Raw genomic sequence first — 18456 nt, forward strand, 5'->3', positions numbered from 1 at the left:
CCTGAAATATCCCAGCTCTGCGTTGCGAACCTTGCCAATAACCCCACTATTGGCTGCGATTCGCGCCTTGATCTGAAATATTTCAGGCACAATCTCGCTATCCCAGAATAAATCAGAGGCTCCCTAAATTAATCAGTTGAATGCAGCCGCCGTCATTAGCAAGTTTATTTGGTCGCCCGTAAATCCTTTTAAAAAATTTCGATTGAGTCGGTGATCAAACTTTAAATAGCCAATCACCAACTCTATGGCTGCACGTCGTCAAAAGTGTTTGCGCATTTCATCTTGCAGGGCCTTTGAGTCATTTTTTCGTACTGACTTGGGAATGTGTACCCGAGTATGGTTGATCTTGTGTAATCCCCCCCGCAAATTAATCGGCTTGGATTCATTTACTTCTTTGCTCCCAAAAGAGACATCAACTTCCAAACGTTGAGGATGGAGCCCTTCAGAACGCATATCGAACTTTTTGGTAGCATATGTTGCATTCGTAAAAATCCTAAGCATACGTAGCTTCTTTGACCCACATTCTTTTTGGCTTTAATTTTCAGTTTGATAAGCAAGGGCTGCGAGTATGGATTGTCCTATCGCTATGGATTGATTGCCAAACGAATTACGTAGGCGATGATTGCCAAACAGCTGATGCTGGCGAGCCAGAGCCCAACAAACCACCCGATCCTTCGAAGAGCTTTCTGATCTTTCATCAGTGGTAGCCCTCGGTTGGATCAACTTTTCCTCGAAATACCCAGTATGCATATGCCGTATAGCCAAGGATTAGGGGAAGAAAAATCACTGCGCCCACCAACGCAAATCGCAAACTGGAATCAGGAGCCGCAACCTGCCAGATAGTGAGAGATGGGGGCACCATGTGCGGGTAGAAGCTGATGCCAATTCCCACAAAGCTGATGACGAACAAAGACAGAGCAGCGATAAAGGGCTTTATGTCGCGCAGGGCCTTCAGGCCGCTAAAGAGCTGCCAGGCCGCCAACACCACGAGCAAAGGAACCAGAGCGCTAAATATGCTGCCGGGAAAGTTGAACCAGCGCTGGAAATAGATGGGATCTTGAAAAGGCGTAATGATGCTGACAACCAGAATAAAAAAGAGTATTGCGATTGCCAGATACCAGGAGTATCGACGCATCTGAAGCTGAAGGGCGTCGCTTGTTTTCATGACAAGCCAGGTTGAGCCGAGGAGTGCGTAACCAATGACGACCGCAACCCCCGTCAAGATTGAGAACGGGGTTAGCCAGTCCCACCAGCCGCCAGCGTAGGCACGCTCGAAAACTTCAATCCCTTGTACCAGTGCACCCAGTGTAATGCCTTGCATCAGGGCCGCGACGATGGAGCCACCCGCGAATGCTACGTCCCATACGCCTTTCCAGCGTTTTGTGCGCCAGCGGTATTCGAAGGCGACGCCTCGGAAAATCAGTGCAAGCAGCATAAGAGTAATTGGCATGTAGAGTGCGGGCATAATCACAGCATAGGCGAGTGGAAAGACCGCGAACAGGCCGCCGCCGCCCATGACAAGCCACGTCTCGTTGCCGTCCCAGACAGGGGCAACGGAGTTCATCATCACGTCCCTGTCCAGCTCGGCCTTGGCTAAGGGGAAAAGTATCCCAATACCGAGATCAAAGCCATCGAGGAGAACGTAAGTTAGTACGGAAAAAGCAATAATGCCGGCCCAGATAAACGCGAGATCGAATGCCATAACGTATATTATTCTCCGTGGGGCAAAATGCCGGGTTTGATTTGCAGTGGGGCTGTGAGGCCAGCGGATGGGGTCGGCTCATCATTTAGCCCCGGTGTTGGAGCTTCCGGCGTTTTACTCATCATACGCAGGATATAGAAAGTACCTGCGCCGAACACGAAAAAGTAGACGATAATGAACGCAATGAGTGAGGCCGCAACGGCGGGAGCTTCGACAGGTGAAAGGGAGTCGCTGGTCCGTAGAAGACCATAGACAGTGAACGGTTGGCGCCCTACTTCGGTGGTGATCCAACCGGCCAGCACGGCGACGAACCCGCTAGGGCCCATGGCGATGGATATACGGTGCAACCAGCGGCCTTCATATAACGTACTGCGCCAGCGCCGCCACAGGCTCCAAACACCGACCCCGAGCATGGCAAAGCCTAAACCGACCATGATGCGAAAACTCCAAAACACAATGGCAACGGGAGGTTCTTCGTCGTCCGGGATGGTGTCCAGCCCGTCCAGCGGGGCATTAAGACTGTGCTTAAGGATCAGGCTGGAGGCCTTAGGGATTGCTATCGCATAATCGATACGCTTTTCCTCTGAGTTGGGAATGCCAAACAGGATCAGTGGTGCACCATCGGGATAGCTTTCATAGTGTCCCTCCATCGCCATCACCTTCGCTGGTTGATGTTCCAGCGTGTTAAGGCCGTGCAAGTCGCCAGCGAAGATTTGTAGCGGCGTCACAATTACAGCCATCCACATCGCCATCGAAAACATGCGTCGCGTGGCGAGGTTGGTCCGGTCTTTCAGTAAATGCCAGCCTGCGACACCAGCCACGACGAAGGCCGTGGTCAAAAAGGCCGCCAGCACCATGTGGGTCAGCCGGTAGGGGAAAGAAGGATTGAAGATGATCTTCCACCAGTCTTCGGGGACAAACTGTCCCAGTTCGTTGATGGAATATCCTGCTGGCGTATGCATCCAGGAGTTGGCAGATAGAATCCAGGTCGCCGACATCAAGGTGCCGACAGCCACCATGGCTGTGGCAAACATGTGTAGGCGTGGACCGACGCGTGCGCGCCCGAAAAGCATGATGCCGAGAAAGCCTGCTTCAAGGAAAAAAGCCGATAACACTTCGTAAGCAAAGAGAGGGCCGAGGATGGGGCCAGTCTTGTCCGAAAACACGCTCCAGTTCGTGCCGAACTGATAGGACATCACGATACCCGACACGACGCCCATAGCAAAAGCCACCGCGAAGATTTGCTTCCAATAATTGAAGAGCGTTAGATAGGTTTCATCCCGGGTTCTGAGCCAGAGTCCATTCAGCGCCGCCAGATAGCTGGCCAATCCGATCGAGAAGGCCGGAAAAATGATATGAAACGACACAGTAAATGCGAACTGAAACCGTGCGAGCATTTCTGCGGAGAAACCGTCTAACATTGGGAGCCCTTTATTACTCTATACTTTTAAATTCGACGCGGGTCTTCGCTTCGCTCTTCATAGCGGTCAGCGTATGGTTGTTTCTGCCCCATTAATCGTGCCGTCATTCGTTAACATAATTTTGGGTAGGGTTCTTTGGTATGAACCACATTTAATACATTGAGGTTACCCACATAAAGGCAGAAGCCAGTGAGCAACCTACGCCACCAATAATGGTGACCAGAATAAGACATCCATAACCAAAAAAACAAAGGGAAGAGTAATCACCAATGCTTTTAGCCAGCGTGGAATAGCGACTGACATGCCGAATATGTAGGCCTACGAAGAAGATAAAGGCAACTCTTATGCCAAAAATCCGTTCACTTAATAAACAATGAGATACGAGCAATTCAGACTAAACCACTCAGTTTTTAACGATACAACGCACACAAAGTTTGCAGCTTGAGTGCTAACTTACTTAGCGTCTATACTACTATTTATATTTGAAATTACTAACGTGACAAATTTACGTCGAGCGACTTAACCGTTACGATTACCGCAAACCGGGCACTCACACTCCCCGCCGCAGCCATACCAGATACCCTTGCATTGGCTACACCAGTGACCTTTTAGGCTGGCCTCAGCACAGTTAAGCTGTTTCGCCAATTCGGATAAACCTAAACTTCGCGACGCCTGCTGACTGACTTTGGGTTTTGTTCTTGATTGCGGGAACGGGATAACACAATCAGCTAATTCATCTACTTGTTTATCACCCGCCTTAGACATGTGACTATGCGACGGCCGTGCCGATATTAAGACCATAACGCTTGATCTTATTAGACAAGCCAACGCGTGACAATCCCAGCTCGATTGCCGCTTTACTTTGATTCCAGCGTAGCCGTTCAAGCGTTTCAGCGATAATCCTTGTCTCCATTTGCGCGACTTTTTCCTTAAGGGTTATGCCATCAAGATTGAAATCCACGCTGGCCGATTTGGGCTTGGGTTTCAAGGCCGCAAGATGGGGAGACAAAACCTCTTCAGTGATAAAAGTACCATTATCGGTCAGCGCGATCATGCGTTTGATCTCATTTTCCAATTCACGCACGTTACCCGGCCAGGTGTGCAACATAAACCGCTCCATGACTCCGGGAGATATTCCCAAAATGGCTCGATTGATTTCACTGGAATATTTCTTGACCAAAAAATCAGCCAACACCTCAACATCCTCAACGCGTTGACGCAATGGCGGAATATTAAGCTGGAACCCATTTAACCGATAATAAAGGTCCTGCCTGAATTCACCGCGACTGATGAGTACATCGAGCGGTTGATTACAAGCCGCGATCACCCGAACATCACACTTGATGATTTGATCGCTACCCAACGGTTTAACTTCCCCTTCTTGAAGAAACCGCAATAAGCTGACTTGAAAGGTTGGCGATACATCTGCAATTTCATCGAGGAAAACCGTGCCTCCGTCTGCCGCTGGAAATAAGCCCATTCGGTCGCTCACAGCGCCAGTAAAGGCCCCTCGCTTGTGCCCAAACAGTTCTGAGTGCAATAATTCATCAGACATACCACCACAATTGTGTACCAATAATGGCTGCTCACTACGATTACTGTTGTGGTGAATACCCCGAGCCATAAGCTCCTTGCCAGTACCTGTTTCACCCTGAATCAGAATAGGCAGGTTAGTCGTTGCTGCTTTTTTCGCCAGATTACACAAATTAGCCATATTCGAGCTACAGTAAACCAGCTTTTCAAACTCAGCATAGCCACCACCCTGGCTCGTTTTAACCTGACGTTTTCGCAAAACATTTTCCGCAATTTTTAAATCGTGACTTAGATGACGATGACGATAGGACAACTCTCTATTTTCCAACGCCCGGCTAACCAGCAACTCAACCTGCATTGCGGACCAATCAGACGCCACAAACTGATAGATCGCGGCTTTTTCGGTTGCTTGATTAATTTCCGCCTGGCTCAGCTGTCCACTGAGTAGGCGAACCACTTCGGGGTGAGATATTCGCGCCCTACGCAACAATTCCAGCGCATCGAAGTGATCAACGGTGTGCTTACAAAGTAGCAGGTCAATATTTTCAGTATCCAGCAAATGCAGCACTTCCTCGGCATCGTCCACCGTGTTGATAGCATAGTGATGACTCAAATACCGGTGCAAAGCAACCGCTTCTTTTGCGGTGTAACCCGAGATAATAATTCTAGTACTGCCATTCATGGTCGCCAGTATGCATAGAAGATTTACATAGTGCAAATTAATATCTCTCTTTATTTTAGTTTTAATTTATATGTAAACTTTCTTTGCTATATGAAAGATTACTTGACAATAAATAATAGAGTCAGTTATGGTTCTTGGCACTAAACATAAAAACGATAAGTCGAGAGGGCGCTCAAGTGGCAGAAAACCTACCGGAACACGAATTTAACCAGGCACTGAAAGCGATTGAAGAAGACAGCATAAGCGCGACTGAAAAAGTGGATCTGTTGATCCAGATCGCCACGGGGCTGCAACAAAAACCCAAGTCACCGCAACAATTGCATAACGCGGTCACGCTGTACGACAAAGCGCTCGCCCTGTGCCCTGAAAACGAAGCCCTACTTGCCGCACGCACACACGCCAGAAAAGGCACCGCGCTGCAGGCGATTCCTGACAATAGCACCGACTACCTATTTAAAGCACAAGCCGAATTTGAAGTCTCGTTGCCCGTACTCAACCAGCTCGGTACTGCCGAAGAAGCGGCTGAAGCGGAAATGAATCTGGGCCTGGTGTTGCAATCCCTCGCGGGCATGCACGCGGTGCCCATCACGGAAGCGATCCAAGCCTATCAACGCGCTTTGAAAGTATTCACTCGAACAGCCTACCCCACCGAATATGCCATTTTGCACAACAATCTTGCAACGGTGTATTTATCCATTCCCATGAATGATGAGCGCTCCAAAATGCGCGAAGCCATGGCCGTGCAATCGTTCCAGGAAGCACTAAAAATCATCACCCTGGTCGACCAACCAACCGAGTACGCCATGTTGCAGAATAATCTTGGCAACGCACTGCAATATGCGTCCAGCAGTCATGCAGTGGAAAATAATTTACGTGCTCTGGAAGCTTACGATGAAGCGCTCAAGGTACGCACCATTAACGACACACCCTACGAATACGCCAATACCATCTGCAATAAAGCAAATTGCTTGTGTAATTTACCTGACGATTTAAAAAACCCGGAAGCCGGTAATCGCGATCGATTAAGAAAAGCTCGTGACTTTTACAGAGAGGCCTGTGGTATTTTTACACAACATGGCGACATGGCAAAAGTCAATGTCATCAATGAGACATTGGCAGAACTCGAAGCGGACATTGGCACCGGTCAGGCAGGCTCCCGTGGAGGTAAAGGTTTTGGTGAAACACGTATTTAATAAAGCCTAACTTTAAAAAATTTTAATTTTTAATTTATAGAGGGGAAAAATCGTGGAAGAAATAATTAATTCTTTAATGGCAGGTGAAATAACGCTCATTACATGCATATTGTGGTACATCATCGCCATGATTGTTGGTGCTATCGGTGGTGCCATCGGCGGCATTATCGTCGGCGGCAAACACATGGGTAATGAACTGGCCGCGATGATGGGTAGCTTCTTCGGTCCGATGGCCGCGGCGCCTGGCGTCTTAATCGCACTCATCATTTTGCTGTTTATATAGCCACTTAAATACAGGGGATCTCACATGTTAGATATGTTTATCAATTCATTTACTTTGTTCTGGAAAGGTCGCTTATTTCAAGATTTGGGACACGTCATCAAACAAGCTGTCATCGGAATGGTGATAGCAGCAGTCATCGTCATTGTTATGGTAAAAGCAGGCCTTGCATTATGGATTGCTATCGTTGTTGCCAGTCTCGTCTCTGGCGCAATACAACCTTATTTATTTAAAGATTTAAAATACGCATAAACGACTGCAACAATACTGAGACTATTATGTCAGCAACTGCCGAAAGCATGAGTGAAACTAGCGCCGTCGAACTGGATGGCTTACTAAAAGATATCCAGTCACTAGAATCTTTAACTGCCGATTGGAATGAGCAACAACGCAATACTTTACAAGCTTTAAAACAAGCACACGATGACTTAAACAAAGAAGCGTTTACCCGTTTGGTTCGCGCGCTGAAAACAGAACCAGCCGCGCTAGCTATTTTGAAAGAAGCGGTTGCCGATGAAGTTATCTACGCGGTTCTCAGACACCATGGCATTGTTAAAGCGACATTACACGAACGTGTTGAAGACGCGCTGGAAACGGTAAGACCTTCTCTTGAAAGTCATGGCGGTAATGTTGAGCTAGTCGAGATTATGCCACCTGAAACCGTAGTGATTCGTTTGCTCGGCGCCTGCGATGGCTGCCCTGCGTCCGCGTTGACATTATCTGAAGGTGTTGAAAAAGCCATCAAAGAACACTGCCCCGAAATTACCACGATTAAAAAAGCAAAAGGCGGCGTAACGGCGGCACCTGTCGATGGCGTCAAAATCAATTTTGTTAGTCCGTTCGCACGTGGCGAAGATGCAGGCTGGGTCTTTGTCTGTAAACTGGATACGATTCCAGAAGGCAATATTAAAGTAGCTACCGTTAGCAACAATGAAGTGTTGTTAAGTCGTTTCGATAACAAAGTCACCTGCTATCAAAATGCCTGCGCGCATATGGGTATGCCAATGGACATGGGGGACGTTAGCAACGGCATACTGGTTTGCCCACATCACGGTTTCGAATACTCGCTGCAAACGGGTGAATGCCTGAGCGCACCAGAGGTACAGCTACACACCCATGCGGTTCGCGTCATTGATGACCAAGTGGAGGTCAAATTATCATGAGCGCACCACAAGAAAATGTCGCCCGCGTCACCATGAAGGTCACCCCCGACCCTTCGCTCAGAGTCGCCGAAGCGGGCGAGGTACCGCATCAAATATTACTCGCCGCGGAACCTTTCTCTGTACTTGGGGGTGACCGCGTGCCACCGATGGCAACCACCGGCGTTAAACCCGATGCCAACACCTGTTTTGGGCCACGCGGGGGGGCCATTATGGGAGCCGACGGCCCACTGTGGATTTGCGACACCGGCCATCACCGCCTGCTGGGTTGGAAAACCCTACCCACCGATGACAGCACACCGGCCGACTGGGTGATTGGTCAAAAAGATTTCTTTTCGGAAGGCCGCAATGGCAAAACCGATGTTTCTGCTACCTCCGTTAATGTACCCACTGGCATCTGCGCTTGCGGTGATGGCATGGCCGTCGCCGATGCCTGGAACCATCGCATTCTAATCTGGACGACCCTGCCTGAGGGCGACAATGTCCCTGCGGATATTGTCTTGGGACAAAGTGATTTCACCAGCAATGAGGCCAACCATGGTACAGACCAGGCATCGGCCAGTAGTATGCATTGGCCTTACGGTGTGTCCTGGCAAGATGGGCATTTATTGGTAGCAGATTCCGAAAACCGGCGCGTTTTAATCTGGCGCGGCTTACCCACCGAAAATGGACAAGCGGCTGATCTCGTGCTGGGTCAAAACCATTTTGAAAACCGCGATGAGAACGCCGGCAACGACCCGTCCGCCATGAGTATGCGTTGGCCGCACGGTATCTGCCTATGGCAAGGCAACCTGTGCATCTCGGATGCCGGCAACAATCGCATCATGATCTGGCAAGGCATTCCGAAAACCAATGGGGCGGACTGCGACTATGTGTTGGGTCAAAACACCGTCGATCTGGTGGATCATAATCAATCGCTATACTGGCCACGCGCTCACACGCTCAATATGCCCTACGCCTTAGCCGTTGTCGGTGACTGGTTGCTGGTGACCGATACCGCCAACTCACGGTTGCTCGGTTGGCACATTGATGATTTAAAAACCGGTGCCGAAGCACGCGCTCTCAGTGGGCAAGCCAATTTCCACGATAAAGGCGATAACCGTTGGCTGCCTCCTAGCGCCGACAGTTTTTGCTGGCCTTATGGCATGCAAACACTGGGCGACCTGGTCGTCGTCGCCGACTCGGGCAACAACCGGGTCAGCCTGTGGAAAATAGCCGTATGAGTGTCTCCGCTGAACAGATTCGGTTCGGCGAGGAAAAACACTCCGCCACATCGATTGTCGGCGAAGCCATACGGGTCACTGGCATAGTTCAAGGCGTTGGCTTTCGACCCACGACCTGGCGACTTGCGAATGCATCCAACTTAACAGGCTATGTGTATAACGACGGTCAAGGTGTTGTCATTCACGTGTGGGGAGACAGCACGGCCATCAATCATTTCCTTGCTGAATTAAAAAAAAATACACCGCCACTGGCCCGCATTGATCACATTCAACGTGCCATTCTTCATGTCGATGGCGCACCCGATAGTTTTACTATTCGGAGCAGCGAATCGAACAACGTACAAACCAATATCACGCCGGATGCCGCCGTCTGCGCCGATTGTTTGACCGATATTTTTGATCCCCTCGGGCGGCGCTACCGTTACCCACTAACCAATTGCACCCATTGTGGACCACGTTTTTCAATTGTTGAAGCCATCCCCTATGATCGCGCCAACACCAGCATGAAAACCTTCGAGCAATGTGGCGAGTGTCTTAAGGAGTACACATCTCCGGACAATCGCCGCTTCCACGCACAGCCCAATGCCTGTTATACCTGCGGTCCCACAGTTGAATTAGAGCGCATCGACAGCAATGCCCAGTGCCTGGAAAGTCTCACGCAAATGGATGAGGTCGATGGTGCCTGCACCGTGCTGCAAAATGGCGGGATCGTTGCGGTCAAGGGCATTGGCGGCTTCCACCTTGCCTGTGACGCAACCAATGATGCAGCGGTACAGCGCTTACGCGATACCAAACAACGCAACACCAAATCCTTCGCTCTCATGGCACGCGATCTGGCGGTCATTCGACGTTACGCACACATTACGGCCGCAGAAGAAACCCTGCTGTCGAGTGCTGAAGCGCCCATCGTCATCCTCAGTAAAACGGATCAAGCACCGCCCGGGAAAAAACGCGCCTTTGGTGCAAAAGAAGGTCAGCGCGCCAACGACCTGATCGCAGTTTCGGACATAGTAGCACCCGGAATTAATACACTTGGCTTTATGTTGCCTTACACACCGATGCATCACTTGATGCTGCGACGCATGAACCGGCCTATCGTTCTAACATCGGCCAACCTATCTGACGAACCGCAAATTATTGATAATGATGCCATCAAGAATCGACTCAACAGCATTGCGGACTACGTACTCTGGCATGACCGTGACATTGTTAATCGCACCGATGACTCCATCGCCCGTATTGTTGGCAACAAAGCCCGCTTGTTGCGCCGATCGCGCGGCTATGCACCCGCTCCCATTCCCCTACCACCAGGCTTCAACAACGTACCCGCATTGCTGGCGATGGGCGGCGAGTTAAAAAACACCTTCTGTCTAATCAAGAATGGCCAAGCCATTTTGTCACAACACATGGGCGATCTTGAAAATGCGGCAGCCTATGCCGATTACCAAAAGAACCTGGCCTTGTACGCCGATCTTTTTCAACACTGCCCCGAACACATTGTGGTAGACGCACATCCAGAATACCTATCCAGCAAACTGGGCCGTCAACGCGCCGAGGATGAACAACTGGACTGCCATGTAGTGCAACATCATCACGCACACATTGCCGCTTGTCTGGCCGAAAATGGTCATCCACTGGACGCCGAACCCGTGCTGGGCGTGGCGCTTGACGGGCTCGGTTATGGTGAAGATAACACTCTCTGGGGTGGCGAGTTTTTGATTGCCGATTATGTCTCTGCCGAACGGGTTGGCACCTTTAAACCCATTGCCATGTTAGGTGGCTCCATGGTCATGCGCGAACCTTGGCGAAATACCTATGCTCACCTAATGTCCGAAATAGGTTGGCCAGAACTCAAAATGAACTTCGAGCAACTGGATTTAATCCAGTATTTTCAGAGCAAACCGTTAGACACATTTAATGCCATGCTCGCCAAAGGCACCAACGCACCACTTGCATCCTCTTGTGGACGATTATTCGATGCCGTAGCAGCCGCCATCGGCATCTGTCGAGAAGCCGCCGCGTATGAAGGTCAAGCCGCGATCGAACTCGAAGCCATTGTCGATCAGGACACGCTACTGCACGAAGATGAATTGCTGGCCTACCCGTTCGCCATTCCCAGACTGGGCAATCAACTGCCCTACATAGAAGCGCTCGCCATGTGGCAGGCCGTTCTAGGTGACTTGATCCTGAATACCCCCAAACCGGTGATGGCAGCGCGTTTTCATAAAGGGCTGGCAAAGATCATTGTCACCATGATCAAAAAACTCACCACCGTCAGTGACGAACGTGTCATTCATACCGTCGCCTTATCAGGCGGCGTGTTTCAAAATAAAACCTTATTTGAGTTAGTTTTATCACAGCTTGAACAAGACAATTTCAACGTGTTAACGCACCAGCAGGTGCCCACGAACGATGGCGGCATCGCGCTGGGTCAAGCCGTCATTGCTGCAGCACGCATTATCAAGACCGACAGGAGCAAGCCATGTGCCTAGGTATCCCCGGCCAAATTGTAGAAATCACCAGCGTCGAGAAAAAACTCGCCATTGCGGATGTATCCGGCGTTAAACGTCAGGTCAATATTGCCTGCATCGTCAATGAGGAACACGACGTTGCCTCTTGTATCGGTGATTGGGTATTGATCCATGTCGGTTTTGCGATGAGTCGCATTGATGAAGCGGAAGCGAAAAAGACCCTGGATCTATTGATCGAGCTCGGCGAGGCACAAGCTGAAATCATGGCCATGCAAACCTCGGCCCAACGCTAGAACGAATGATTGTATGAGCGATACAACGTCACAACTTAAACAGCTCTACCCCTTTTTGCATGGCGACAAGAAAGACGCCGAGCAGGAAAACATTGCCTTGCTCGAATCCGTCAAACAAAAATCCAAACACAGCTTGTCCGTGAAACAAGCCTTTTTCGACACCCATGCGCAAGCCGTGATTGAGGCGGCAAAAGCCATTGCTCAAGTGTATTTGAGCAATGGTCGCATGCTGAGTATGGGCAATGGCGGTTCCAGCTGTGACGCGTCTCATTTTGCGGTGGAGTTTCAGCATCCAGTTACCGCCGGCCGCCCGGCTTTGCCCGCCATTAATTTAGCCATGGATACCGCCATGATCAGCGCGGTGGCCAACGATGTCGGCGTCAAACATATTTACGTCCGACAGCTTGAAGCCCATGGCCAGAAAAATGATGGCCTGTTCGGGTTTTCGACCAGCGGGAATTCTGAAAATCTACTGGCCGCTTTTGAAAAAGCCAAGCAACTCGGCATCACCACGTTTGGACTGACGGGTGGCAACGGCGGCAACATGAAAGCCAGCGGCCTGGTCGATCACTGTCTGGTGGTCGACACGGATTCCATCCATCGAATTCAAGAAGTTCATGTGGCCACCTACCATATTTTATGGGACCTGGTGCATACCTTACTCGCGGATCAACGCGGCAAACTTGGCGTAAAAACCCAATAGCTTAAAAAGGCACAAACATGAAATACGTTGATGAATTTAGAGACCCCGATAAAGCCAAGCTACTGATTAACGAAATAGCGGCCATTACGGCAAAACTTGATGTCACGGAAAAACGTCCCCTTCAATTGATGGAGTTTTGTGGCGGTCATACGCACACGATTTTTCGCTACGGCATCGAACAGATGCTACCCAAATCGATTGAGCTAATTCATGGCCCCGGCTGCCCAGTGTGTGTGCTACCCATGGGCCGGGTTGACGATTGCGTCGCGCTGGCTGAACGCCCAAACGTCATCTTCACTACCTTTGGTGATGCCATGCGTGTGCCTGGCTCAAAGAAAAGTTTATTACAAGCTAAGGCAGATGGCGCGGATATTCGCATGGTCTATTCGCCACTGGATGCTTTAGATCTGGCGCGGAAAAATCCGGATAAGGAAGTTATCTTTTTTGCACTGGGCTTTGAAACCACCATGCCCAGCACGGCGTTAACGGTTTTACAGGCGGCAGCGGACGGTATTACGAATTTCAGCTTGTTTTGTAATCACATTACCACCGTTCCTACTATTAAAGCGATTCTTGACTCGCCCGACATGAAAATCGATGGGTTTCTGGCACCGGGTCACGTCTGCATGGTAGTGGGTGAACGCCCATTTGATTTTGTCGCGGATACCTACAATAAACCCCTGGTGGTCACCGGATTCGAACCCTTGGATATTTTGCAATCGATCTGGATGCTGCTGAAACAGCTCGACGAGAATCGCACCGAGGTCGAAAATCAGTACGCTCGCATTGTTCCGGCGGAAGGCAATGCCCCCGGAATGGACGCCTTATCAATCGTCTTTGAGCTGCGTGAATTTTTCGAATGGCGCGGCTTAGGTTCAATTGACCACTCCGGCGTGAAAATGCGTAAAGAATATGCTCGCTACGATGCTGAAGAAAAGTTCTCAGTACCTAATTTAAAGATCGCCGACCCAAAATCTTGTCAGTGCGGTGAGGTCTTGAAAGGCGTTATTCGCCCTTGGGAATGCAAAGTGTTTGGTACCCAGTGCAACCCTGAAACCCCCATGGGCGCCTTAATGGTCTCTACCGAGGGTGCCTGTGCGGCCTACTACAACTTTGGCAATCTCGATGAGTTGCTTGGCAAACGACAACAAAAGGAATCGCAACAAGAGGCGATTAAGGCATGAGCAATCCGGCAATCGCAAACATTCGCCAGCGCAGCGGAAAATGCCGTGCCGCAACCATTACCATGGCGCACGGCAGTGGCGGCAAGGCCATGCGCGACTTGATTGATGATGTCTTTGTTGGCGCCTTCGACAATGAAGAATTGAACAAACTGGAAGACCAAGCCCGATTTGATTTGAGTGTATTGACTGCCCAAGGTGACCGCCTGGCATTAACAACCGATTCTTATGTTGTCGATCCACTGTTTTTCCCCGGCGGCGACATCGGCAAGTTAGCGATTACCGGGACCGTGAATGATCTGGCCGTCGGTGGCGCAATCCCGTTGTATCTGACCTGCGGCATGATTATCGAAGAAGGCATGCCGGTCGATGACCTACGCCGCATCGCCCAATCCATGCGCGCAGCAGCCGATCAGTCTGGTGTAAAAATTGTCACCGGCGATACCAAGGTGGTACCTCGCGGTGCGGCGGATAAATTATTCATTAACACCGCGGGCGTCGGTGTTATCCCATCCGGCGTCAATATCAGCTCGAACCGCGCACAACCCGGCGATGTTGTTTTAATCAATGGCTACGTCGGAGATCATGGTGCCGCCATCGTCGATGCGCGCGGCGAGATGGCGTTGCAAAATACTATCGAGACAGACTGCCAGCCACTGAATTCCATCATTAGCGCCATGCTAGAGGCTTGCCCTGACATCCATTGCATGCGCGATGCAACCCGCGGCGGCATTGCCACCGTTCTGAATGAATTCGCCCAGGGCAGCAGCACCTGTATCCGTCTCAACGAAAAAGCCATACCCATCCGCGAGGACGTGCGCGGCATGTGTGAAATTCTGGGTCTGGACCCCTTGTATCTGGCCAATGAAGGTAAAGTGGTTGCCATCGTACCGGCAGATGCGGCCGAAAAAACCTTGGCCGTTATGCGTGCGCATCCGGCAGGCGAACACAGCGCGATCATCGCTGAGGTATCCGCCGCACCGCGATCCACCGTCATTCTTTCTACCTTGTTTGGCGGTGAGCGCATCGTTGACATGTTGGTCGGCGAGCAATTGCCCAGGATTTGCTGATGAATGCATCCGCTGACAAGATTAGTTTTGAGGATGATGCCATCACCATCGCGGATCAGGGTGGTGCCGTGAAACTGAACTATCAACAAGCACTTGCCCACCATCAAGGTACATCATGGTTCGGCGTCGCCGTTGCCTTTCGCGCGCTACAGTTTGCTGGCGAGGCCCTATCATCCGCCGATGGTCTTTGGCATCGAAACCAGCTCTATATTGTTTCCGCCCATCCTGGCCCCGGCGTCAAAGATGCGATTGAGTATGTGACGCACTGCGTGAGTACGGATCATTTTCGCTTAACCGACGAAGTCGCCGGACAAACCTCCTGTGGTAGCGACATGAAATTTCACTGGTGGGTGAGTAATGGCACACATACGGCCATCATCGATCTTCGACAGGGTTTTGTTCCCATGTCGTTTACCGATCGATTGCATCGTCTAGGCACAGACCGGCAACAACACGATGATGAAACGTTATTTTCTGAACAGAAAAAACAGCTCGCCAATGAGCTGTGGCAATTCACTGCGGCCGATAATTTTCATTGTGATCTACGTGCAATACCACTGGCGGCCAGCCAATTGCCCGGCAGTAACTTAGCCGTGAAAAGCCATGCATGAAATGGGCATTACCCAAAGCATTATTGCGATTGTCAGCGAAAACGCGGACTCGAAAAAAGTCAGCCGTGTGTTGTTGGAAATCGGCAAACTGTCCGCCATCATGCCGGATGCGATTCGGTTCTGTTTCGACGTTTGTGCCAAGGGCACTGTATTGGATGGTGCGACACTGGAGATACTGGAGATTGAGGGCCGCGCCGAATGCAACGACTGCGGCAACCAAATTGTATTAAAACAGCTGGCGGGACATTGCAGCTGTGGCTCAAGAAATCTCACCTGCATTGCCGGTGAAGAACTTAATATTAAAGAAATGGAGATAGCATAATGTGTACAACTTGCGGCTGTTCCGACAACGCCCACGCCACGGTCACCGACCTGCAAAGTGGTAAAACCGTGACCATGGAAAAAGATGGCCATGAACATACCCATGACCACGATCACAGCCATGATCCCCATGCGCATTCACATGATCACGATCATGAACATCCACATACCCATGACCAGCATTCGCATGACCACGACCATGGCCACACACATAGCCATGGCACTACCATTTCTCTGGAACAGGACATTCTCGCCAAGAACGACAAACTGGCGGAACGCAATCGCGGCTGGTTTGAAGGCCGTAATATCCTCGCTCTAAATCTAGTCAGTTCTCCAGGATCGGGTAAAACCACCCTGCTGGAACGCACCATTACCGATCTCTCCTCCGAACTGCCGATCAGTGTTATCGAAGGTGACCAGGAAACCATCAACGATGCCGAGCGCATTCAAGCAACAGGTTGTAAGGTAGTGCAAATCAATACCGGCACCGGCTGTCACCTGGAAGCCGACATGCTGGCGCGTGGTTTGAAAGATCTGCAACCACCGATGAACTCCATCGTTATGATTGAAAACGTCGGCAACCTGGTGTGCCCGGCACTCTTTGATCTAGGCGAACGCTGCAAGGTCGCGATTCTTTCCGTCACCGAAGGCGAAGACAAACCCATTAAATATCCGCACATGTTTCGCGCCGCCGAGGTCATGATCCTGAACAAAACCGATCTACTGCCTTATGTGAAGTTCGATGTCGACAAGAGTATTGAATACGCGCGCCAGGTCAATCCTGACATCAAGGTGTTCACCCTATCGGCCACCAGCGGTGAGGGTCTCGATCAATGGTACGACTGGCTCAAGGCGCAAGTGCAATCTAACGCAAGCGAGACCGAAGCGACCTTATGACCACACTACTCTTTCTTGGGTTTCTGATCGGCATGCGCCATGCACTGGAGGCCGATCACGTTGCGGCGATTGCGACACTCGCTACGCGCACGAACTCGCTGCGCGGCGCGCTTAGGCAAGGTGCGGCGTGGGGCCTGGGTCATACCCTCACTTTGTTTCTGTTTGGCTTGATCGTCATTCTGATGGACTCCGTGATACCTGCTGCGTTCGCGTTAAAACTCGAATTTGCCGTGGGCTGTATGTTAGTGATTTTAGGCTTAGACGTTATGCGCAGACTGATTCGTGACCGCATTCACTTTCATACCCACAAACACACCAAGGGTGTGCAACATTTTCATGCTCATTCCCACGCCGGTCAACAAAGCCACAACCCAGCAACGCATCAACACCAACATCCCGAAGCGTTTCCGGTTCGGGCCTTATTGATTGGTCTGATGCACGGCATGGCTGGTTCTGCGGCACTCATACTGCTCACCCTTGAAACTATCCAATCCCCTGCCCTCGGCATCGCTTATATCGCGTTGTTTGGCCTAGGATCCATGCTTGGCATGGCTGCGTTATCCGTCGTTATCGCCATCCCACTGCGCCGTTCCGCACAGGGTCTGACCTGGTTGCATAACAGTCTGCAAGCCACCGTCGGCATGGCCACCATCGCACTAGGCTCCTACGTGGTGCTGGATGTTGGCACCCAGATTACCGTTTTATAAAAGCACATAATAGCCTTAACCTTCGTTCCTAATTTAACTAGCTAGGTAATAAAAAACGATATTGATGCCGATCATCAGAGAGAAAATCTTTCCTGATAGTATCGTGTATTCAGATTGTTAGCGGGGGTATAACGTGCTGGATGTTTCTGAGTTCAAACATTGTAGAATTAATCATTCTAAATTGTGTACTGATCAACAAAATCACATCAACGGAATAGAGAGTTTTTGCCAGGTACCCTTGAGGTAGAACCCACAGGCACATACAAACAATTGAAACAATGGGTTAAAGAAATAATGAATTAATTATCTAGGACAGCCCCAAGAAAATAAATGCCTTTGAGAGGCAACGAGCCCCTTGAGAATATTAAATTACCCGTTTGCAGTGTAAGTATTCGATGCCATCAGCCCTCGCTAGCATTACTGAAACCCAGGCTAGCTCTCATGTGCCTGGCATGCTGCAATACTTCACGCAAAACTTTCGGTCAATACTGAAAGAGCGCTGGAAAAAATCTACAAGACCTCTGGTCGAACATATTGCGCCGATCCAGAGACTTTGCTATATACACTACGAGTTTGAGTGGATGACGAGCTATGTGCGGCCTCCCCAAGAGAATTATTCAGTGTTCCCACACCTCACTCTTCTGGCCGTTCTCGCACACTCCGACGTTCGCAAGTTTGTTATGAAAACTTGCGTCGAACCCTTGCTTTGCGGGGTTCAAATACCATTAAAAAACCATCCATAAAAAAGCCTGCTTTAACAGGCTCTTTTATGGATGGCGTCCCCAAGGGGATTCGAACCCCTGTTGCCGCCGTGAAAGGGCAGTGTCCTAGGCCTCTAGACGATGGGGACTAAACTTGGTTTAGTCATTTTATAATGGAGCTGCTGGTGGAGCCAGGCGGGATCGAACCGCCGACCTCTTGCATGCCATGCAAGCGCTCTCCCAGCTGAGCTATGGCCCCAAGAGGAGCGCAACTTTACGATAAGCGCTGGTGACTGTCAAGAAATTA

The 18456-nt window shown here is 50.3% G+C and carries 19 protein-coding genes, 2 tRNA genes and 1 pseudogene; 15 read left to right on the top strand and 7 right to left on the bottom strand.

From position 1 onward, the window contains the following. Positions 1-584: 584 nt before the first annotated feature. The 5 genes from JKY90_02540 to JKY90_02560 all read right to left on the bottom strand — a co-directional run bounded on the left by JKY90_02540 (position 585) and on the right by JKY90_02560 (position 5338). Entirely contained in the window at positions 585-698 is a 114-nt protein-coding gene (locus JKY90_02540; protein ID MBL4851149.1) for a DUF2474 domain-containing protein, read from the bottom strand. Beyond that, positions 698-1702, bottom strand: coding sequence for a cytochrome d ubiquinol oxidase subunit II (gene cydB / locus JKY90_02545; protein MBL4851150.1), 1005 nt, complete (start codon positions 1700-1702; stop codon positions 698-700). The genes JKY90_02540 and cydB overlap by 1 nt, the downstream gene beginning before the upstream one ends. An 8-nt stretch (positions 1703-1710) precedes the next feature. Then, positions 1711-3123, bottom strand: coding sequence for a cytochrome ubiquinol oxidase subunit I (locus JKY90_02550; GenBank protein MBL4851151.1), 1413 nt, complete (start codon positions 3121-3123; stop codon positions 1711-1713). Positions 3124-3642: 519 nt separating this feature from the next. After that, on the bottom strand, positions 3643-3888 hold the full coding sequence (locus JKY90_02555) for a hypothetical protein (GenBank protein MBL4851152.1): 246 nt from the start codon (positions 3886-3888) through the stop codon (positions 3643-3645). Between the two features lie 4 nt (positions 3889-3892). Further along, entirely contained in the window at positions 3893-5338 is a 1446-nt protein-coding gene (locus JKY90_02560) for a sigma-54-dependent Fis family transcriptional regulator (GenBank protein ID MBL4851153.1), read from the bottom strand. Positions 5339-5514: 176 nt separating this feature from the next. On the opposite strand from JKY90_02560, the gene JKY90_02565 reads away from it, so the two are divergent. From JKY90_02565 to JKY90_02635, 15 genes and pseudogenes are all read left to right on the top strand, one after another. Next, positions 5515-6531, top strand: a complete 1017-nt coding sequence (locus JKY90_02565; protein ID MBL4851154.1) for a hypothetical protein — start codon at positions 5515-5517, stop codon at positions 6529-6531. Positions 6532-6580: 49 nt separating this feature from the next. After that, positions 6581-6814 (top strand): hypothetical protein, encoded by a 234-nt coding sequence (locus JKY90_02570; GenBank protein ID MBL4851155.1) that lies wholly within the window; start codon positions 6581-6583, stop codon positions 6812-6814. A gap of 24 nt (positions 6815-6838) precedes the next feature. Further along, positions 6839-7063, top strand: coding sequence for a hypothetical protein (locus JKY90_02575; GenBank protein MBL4851156.1), 225 nt, complete (start codon positions 6839-6841; stop codon positions 7061-7063). A 47-nt stretch (positions 7064-7110) separates the two neighbouring features. Next, entirely contained in the window at positions 7111-7974 is an 864-nt protein-coding gene (locus tag JKY90_02580; GenBank protein MBL4851157.1) for a NifU family protein, read from the top strand. 32 nt (positions 7975-8006) lie between these two features. Further along, a complete protein-coding gene (locus tag JKY90_02585) occupies positions 8007-9194 on the top strand; it encodes a hypothetical protein (GenBank protein ID MBL4851158.1) in 1188 nt (395 codons plus the stop codon). 53 nt (positions 9195-9247) lie between these two features. After that, positions 9248-11686: a carbamoyltransferase HypF gene (gene hypF, locus JKY90_02590; protein MBL4851159.1), complete on the top strand. Its 2439-nt coding sequence runs from the start codon at positions 9248-9250 to the stop codon at positions 11684-11686. Next, entirely contained in the window at positions 11677-11958 is a 282-nt protein-coding gene (locus JKY90_02595; protein ID MBL4851160.1) for a HypC/HybG/HupF family hydrogenase formation chaperone, read from the top strand. Before hypF ends, JKY90_02595 begins: the two co-directional genes overlap by 10 nt. Before the next feature lie 13 nt (positions 11959-11971). Further along, on the top strand, positions 11972-12661 hold the full coding sequence (locus JKY90_02600; protein MBL4851161.1) for an SIS domain-containing protein: 690 nt from the start codon (positions 11972-11974) through the stop codon (positions 12659-12661). Between the two features lie 17 nt (positions 12662-12678). Then, positions 12679-13845, top strand: a complete 1167-nt coding sequence (hypD, locus tag JKY90_02605; protein MBL4851162.1) for a hydrogenase formation protein HypD — start codon at positions 12679-12681, stop codon at positions 13843-13845. Beyond that, positions 13842-14912, top strand: coding sequence for a hydrogenase expression/formation protein HypE (hypE, locus tag JKY90_02610; protein MBL4851163.1), 1071 nt, complete (start codon positions 13842-13844; stop codon positions 14910-14912). Before hypD ends, hypE begins: the two co-directional genes overlap by 4 nt. Further along, the gene (locus tag JKY90_02615) at positions 14912-15523 is read left to right on the top strand and encodes a hypothetical protein (GenBank protein ID MBL4851164.1); all 612 of its coding nucleotides are present in this window, start codon (positions 14912-14914) and stop codon (positions 15521-15523) included. Before hypE ends, JKY90_02615 begins: the two co-directional genes overlap by 1 nt. Further along, entirely contained in the window at positions 15516-15845 is a 330-nt protein-coding gene (gene hypA, locus JKY90_02620) for a hydrogenase maturation nickel metallochaperone HypA (GenBank protein MBL4851165.1), read from the top strand. Before JKY90_02615 ends, hypA begins: the two co-directional genes overlap by 8 nt. Then, a complete protein-coding gene (hypB, locus tag JKY90_02625) occupies positions 15845-16741 on the top strand; it encodes a hydrogenase nickel incorporation protein HypB (GenBank protein ID MBL4851166.1) in 897 nt (298 codons plus the stop codon). The genes hypA and hypB overlap by 1 nt, the downstream gene beginning before the upstream one ends. Continuing rightward, entirely contained in the window at positions 16738-17448 is a 711-nt protein-coding gene (locus tag JKY90_02630; protein ID MBL4851167.1) for an urease accessory protein, read from the top strand. Before hypB ends, JKY90_02630 begins: the two co-directional genes overlap by 4 nt. Positions 17449-17509: 61 nt before the next feature. Further along, a pseudogene (locus JKY90_02635) lies at positions 17510-17674 on the top strand (transposase). A 548-nt stretch (positions 17675-18222) separates the two neighbouring features. Here the strand turns inward: JKY90_02635 and JKY90_02640 are convergent. Both JKY90_02640 and JKY90_02645 read right to left on the bottom strand, forming a co-directional pair. Next, a tRNA-Glu gene (locus tag JKY90_02640) sits at positions 18223-18298 on the bottom strand. 34 nt (positions 18299-18332) lie between these two features. After that, positions 18333-18408 (bottom strand) — tRNA-Ala (locus tag JKY90_02645). Between the last annotated feature and the right edge of the window lie 48 nt (positions 18409-18456).

It is taken from the genome of Gammaproteobacteria bacterium (genome assembly GCA_016765075.1).
Classification (GTDB): Bacteria; Pseudomonadota; Gammaproteobacteria.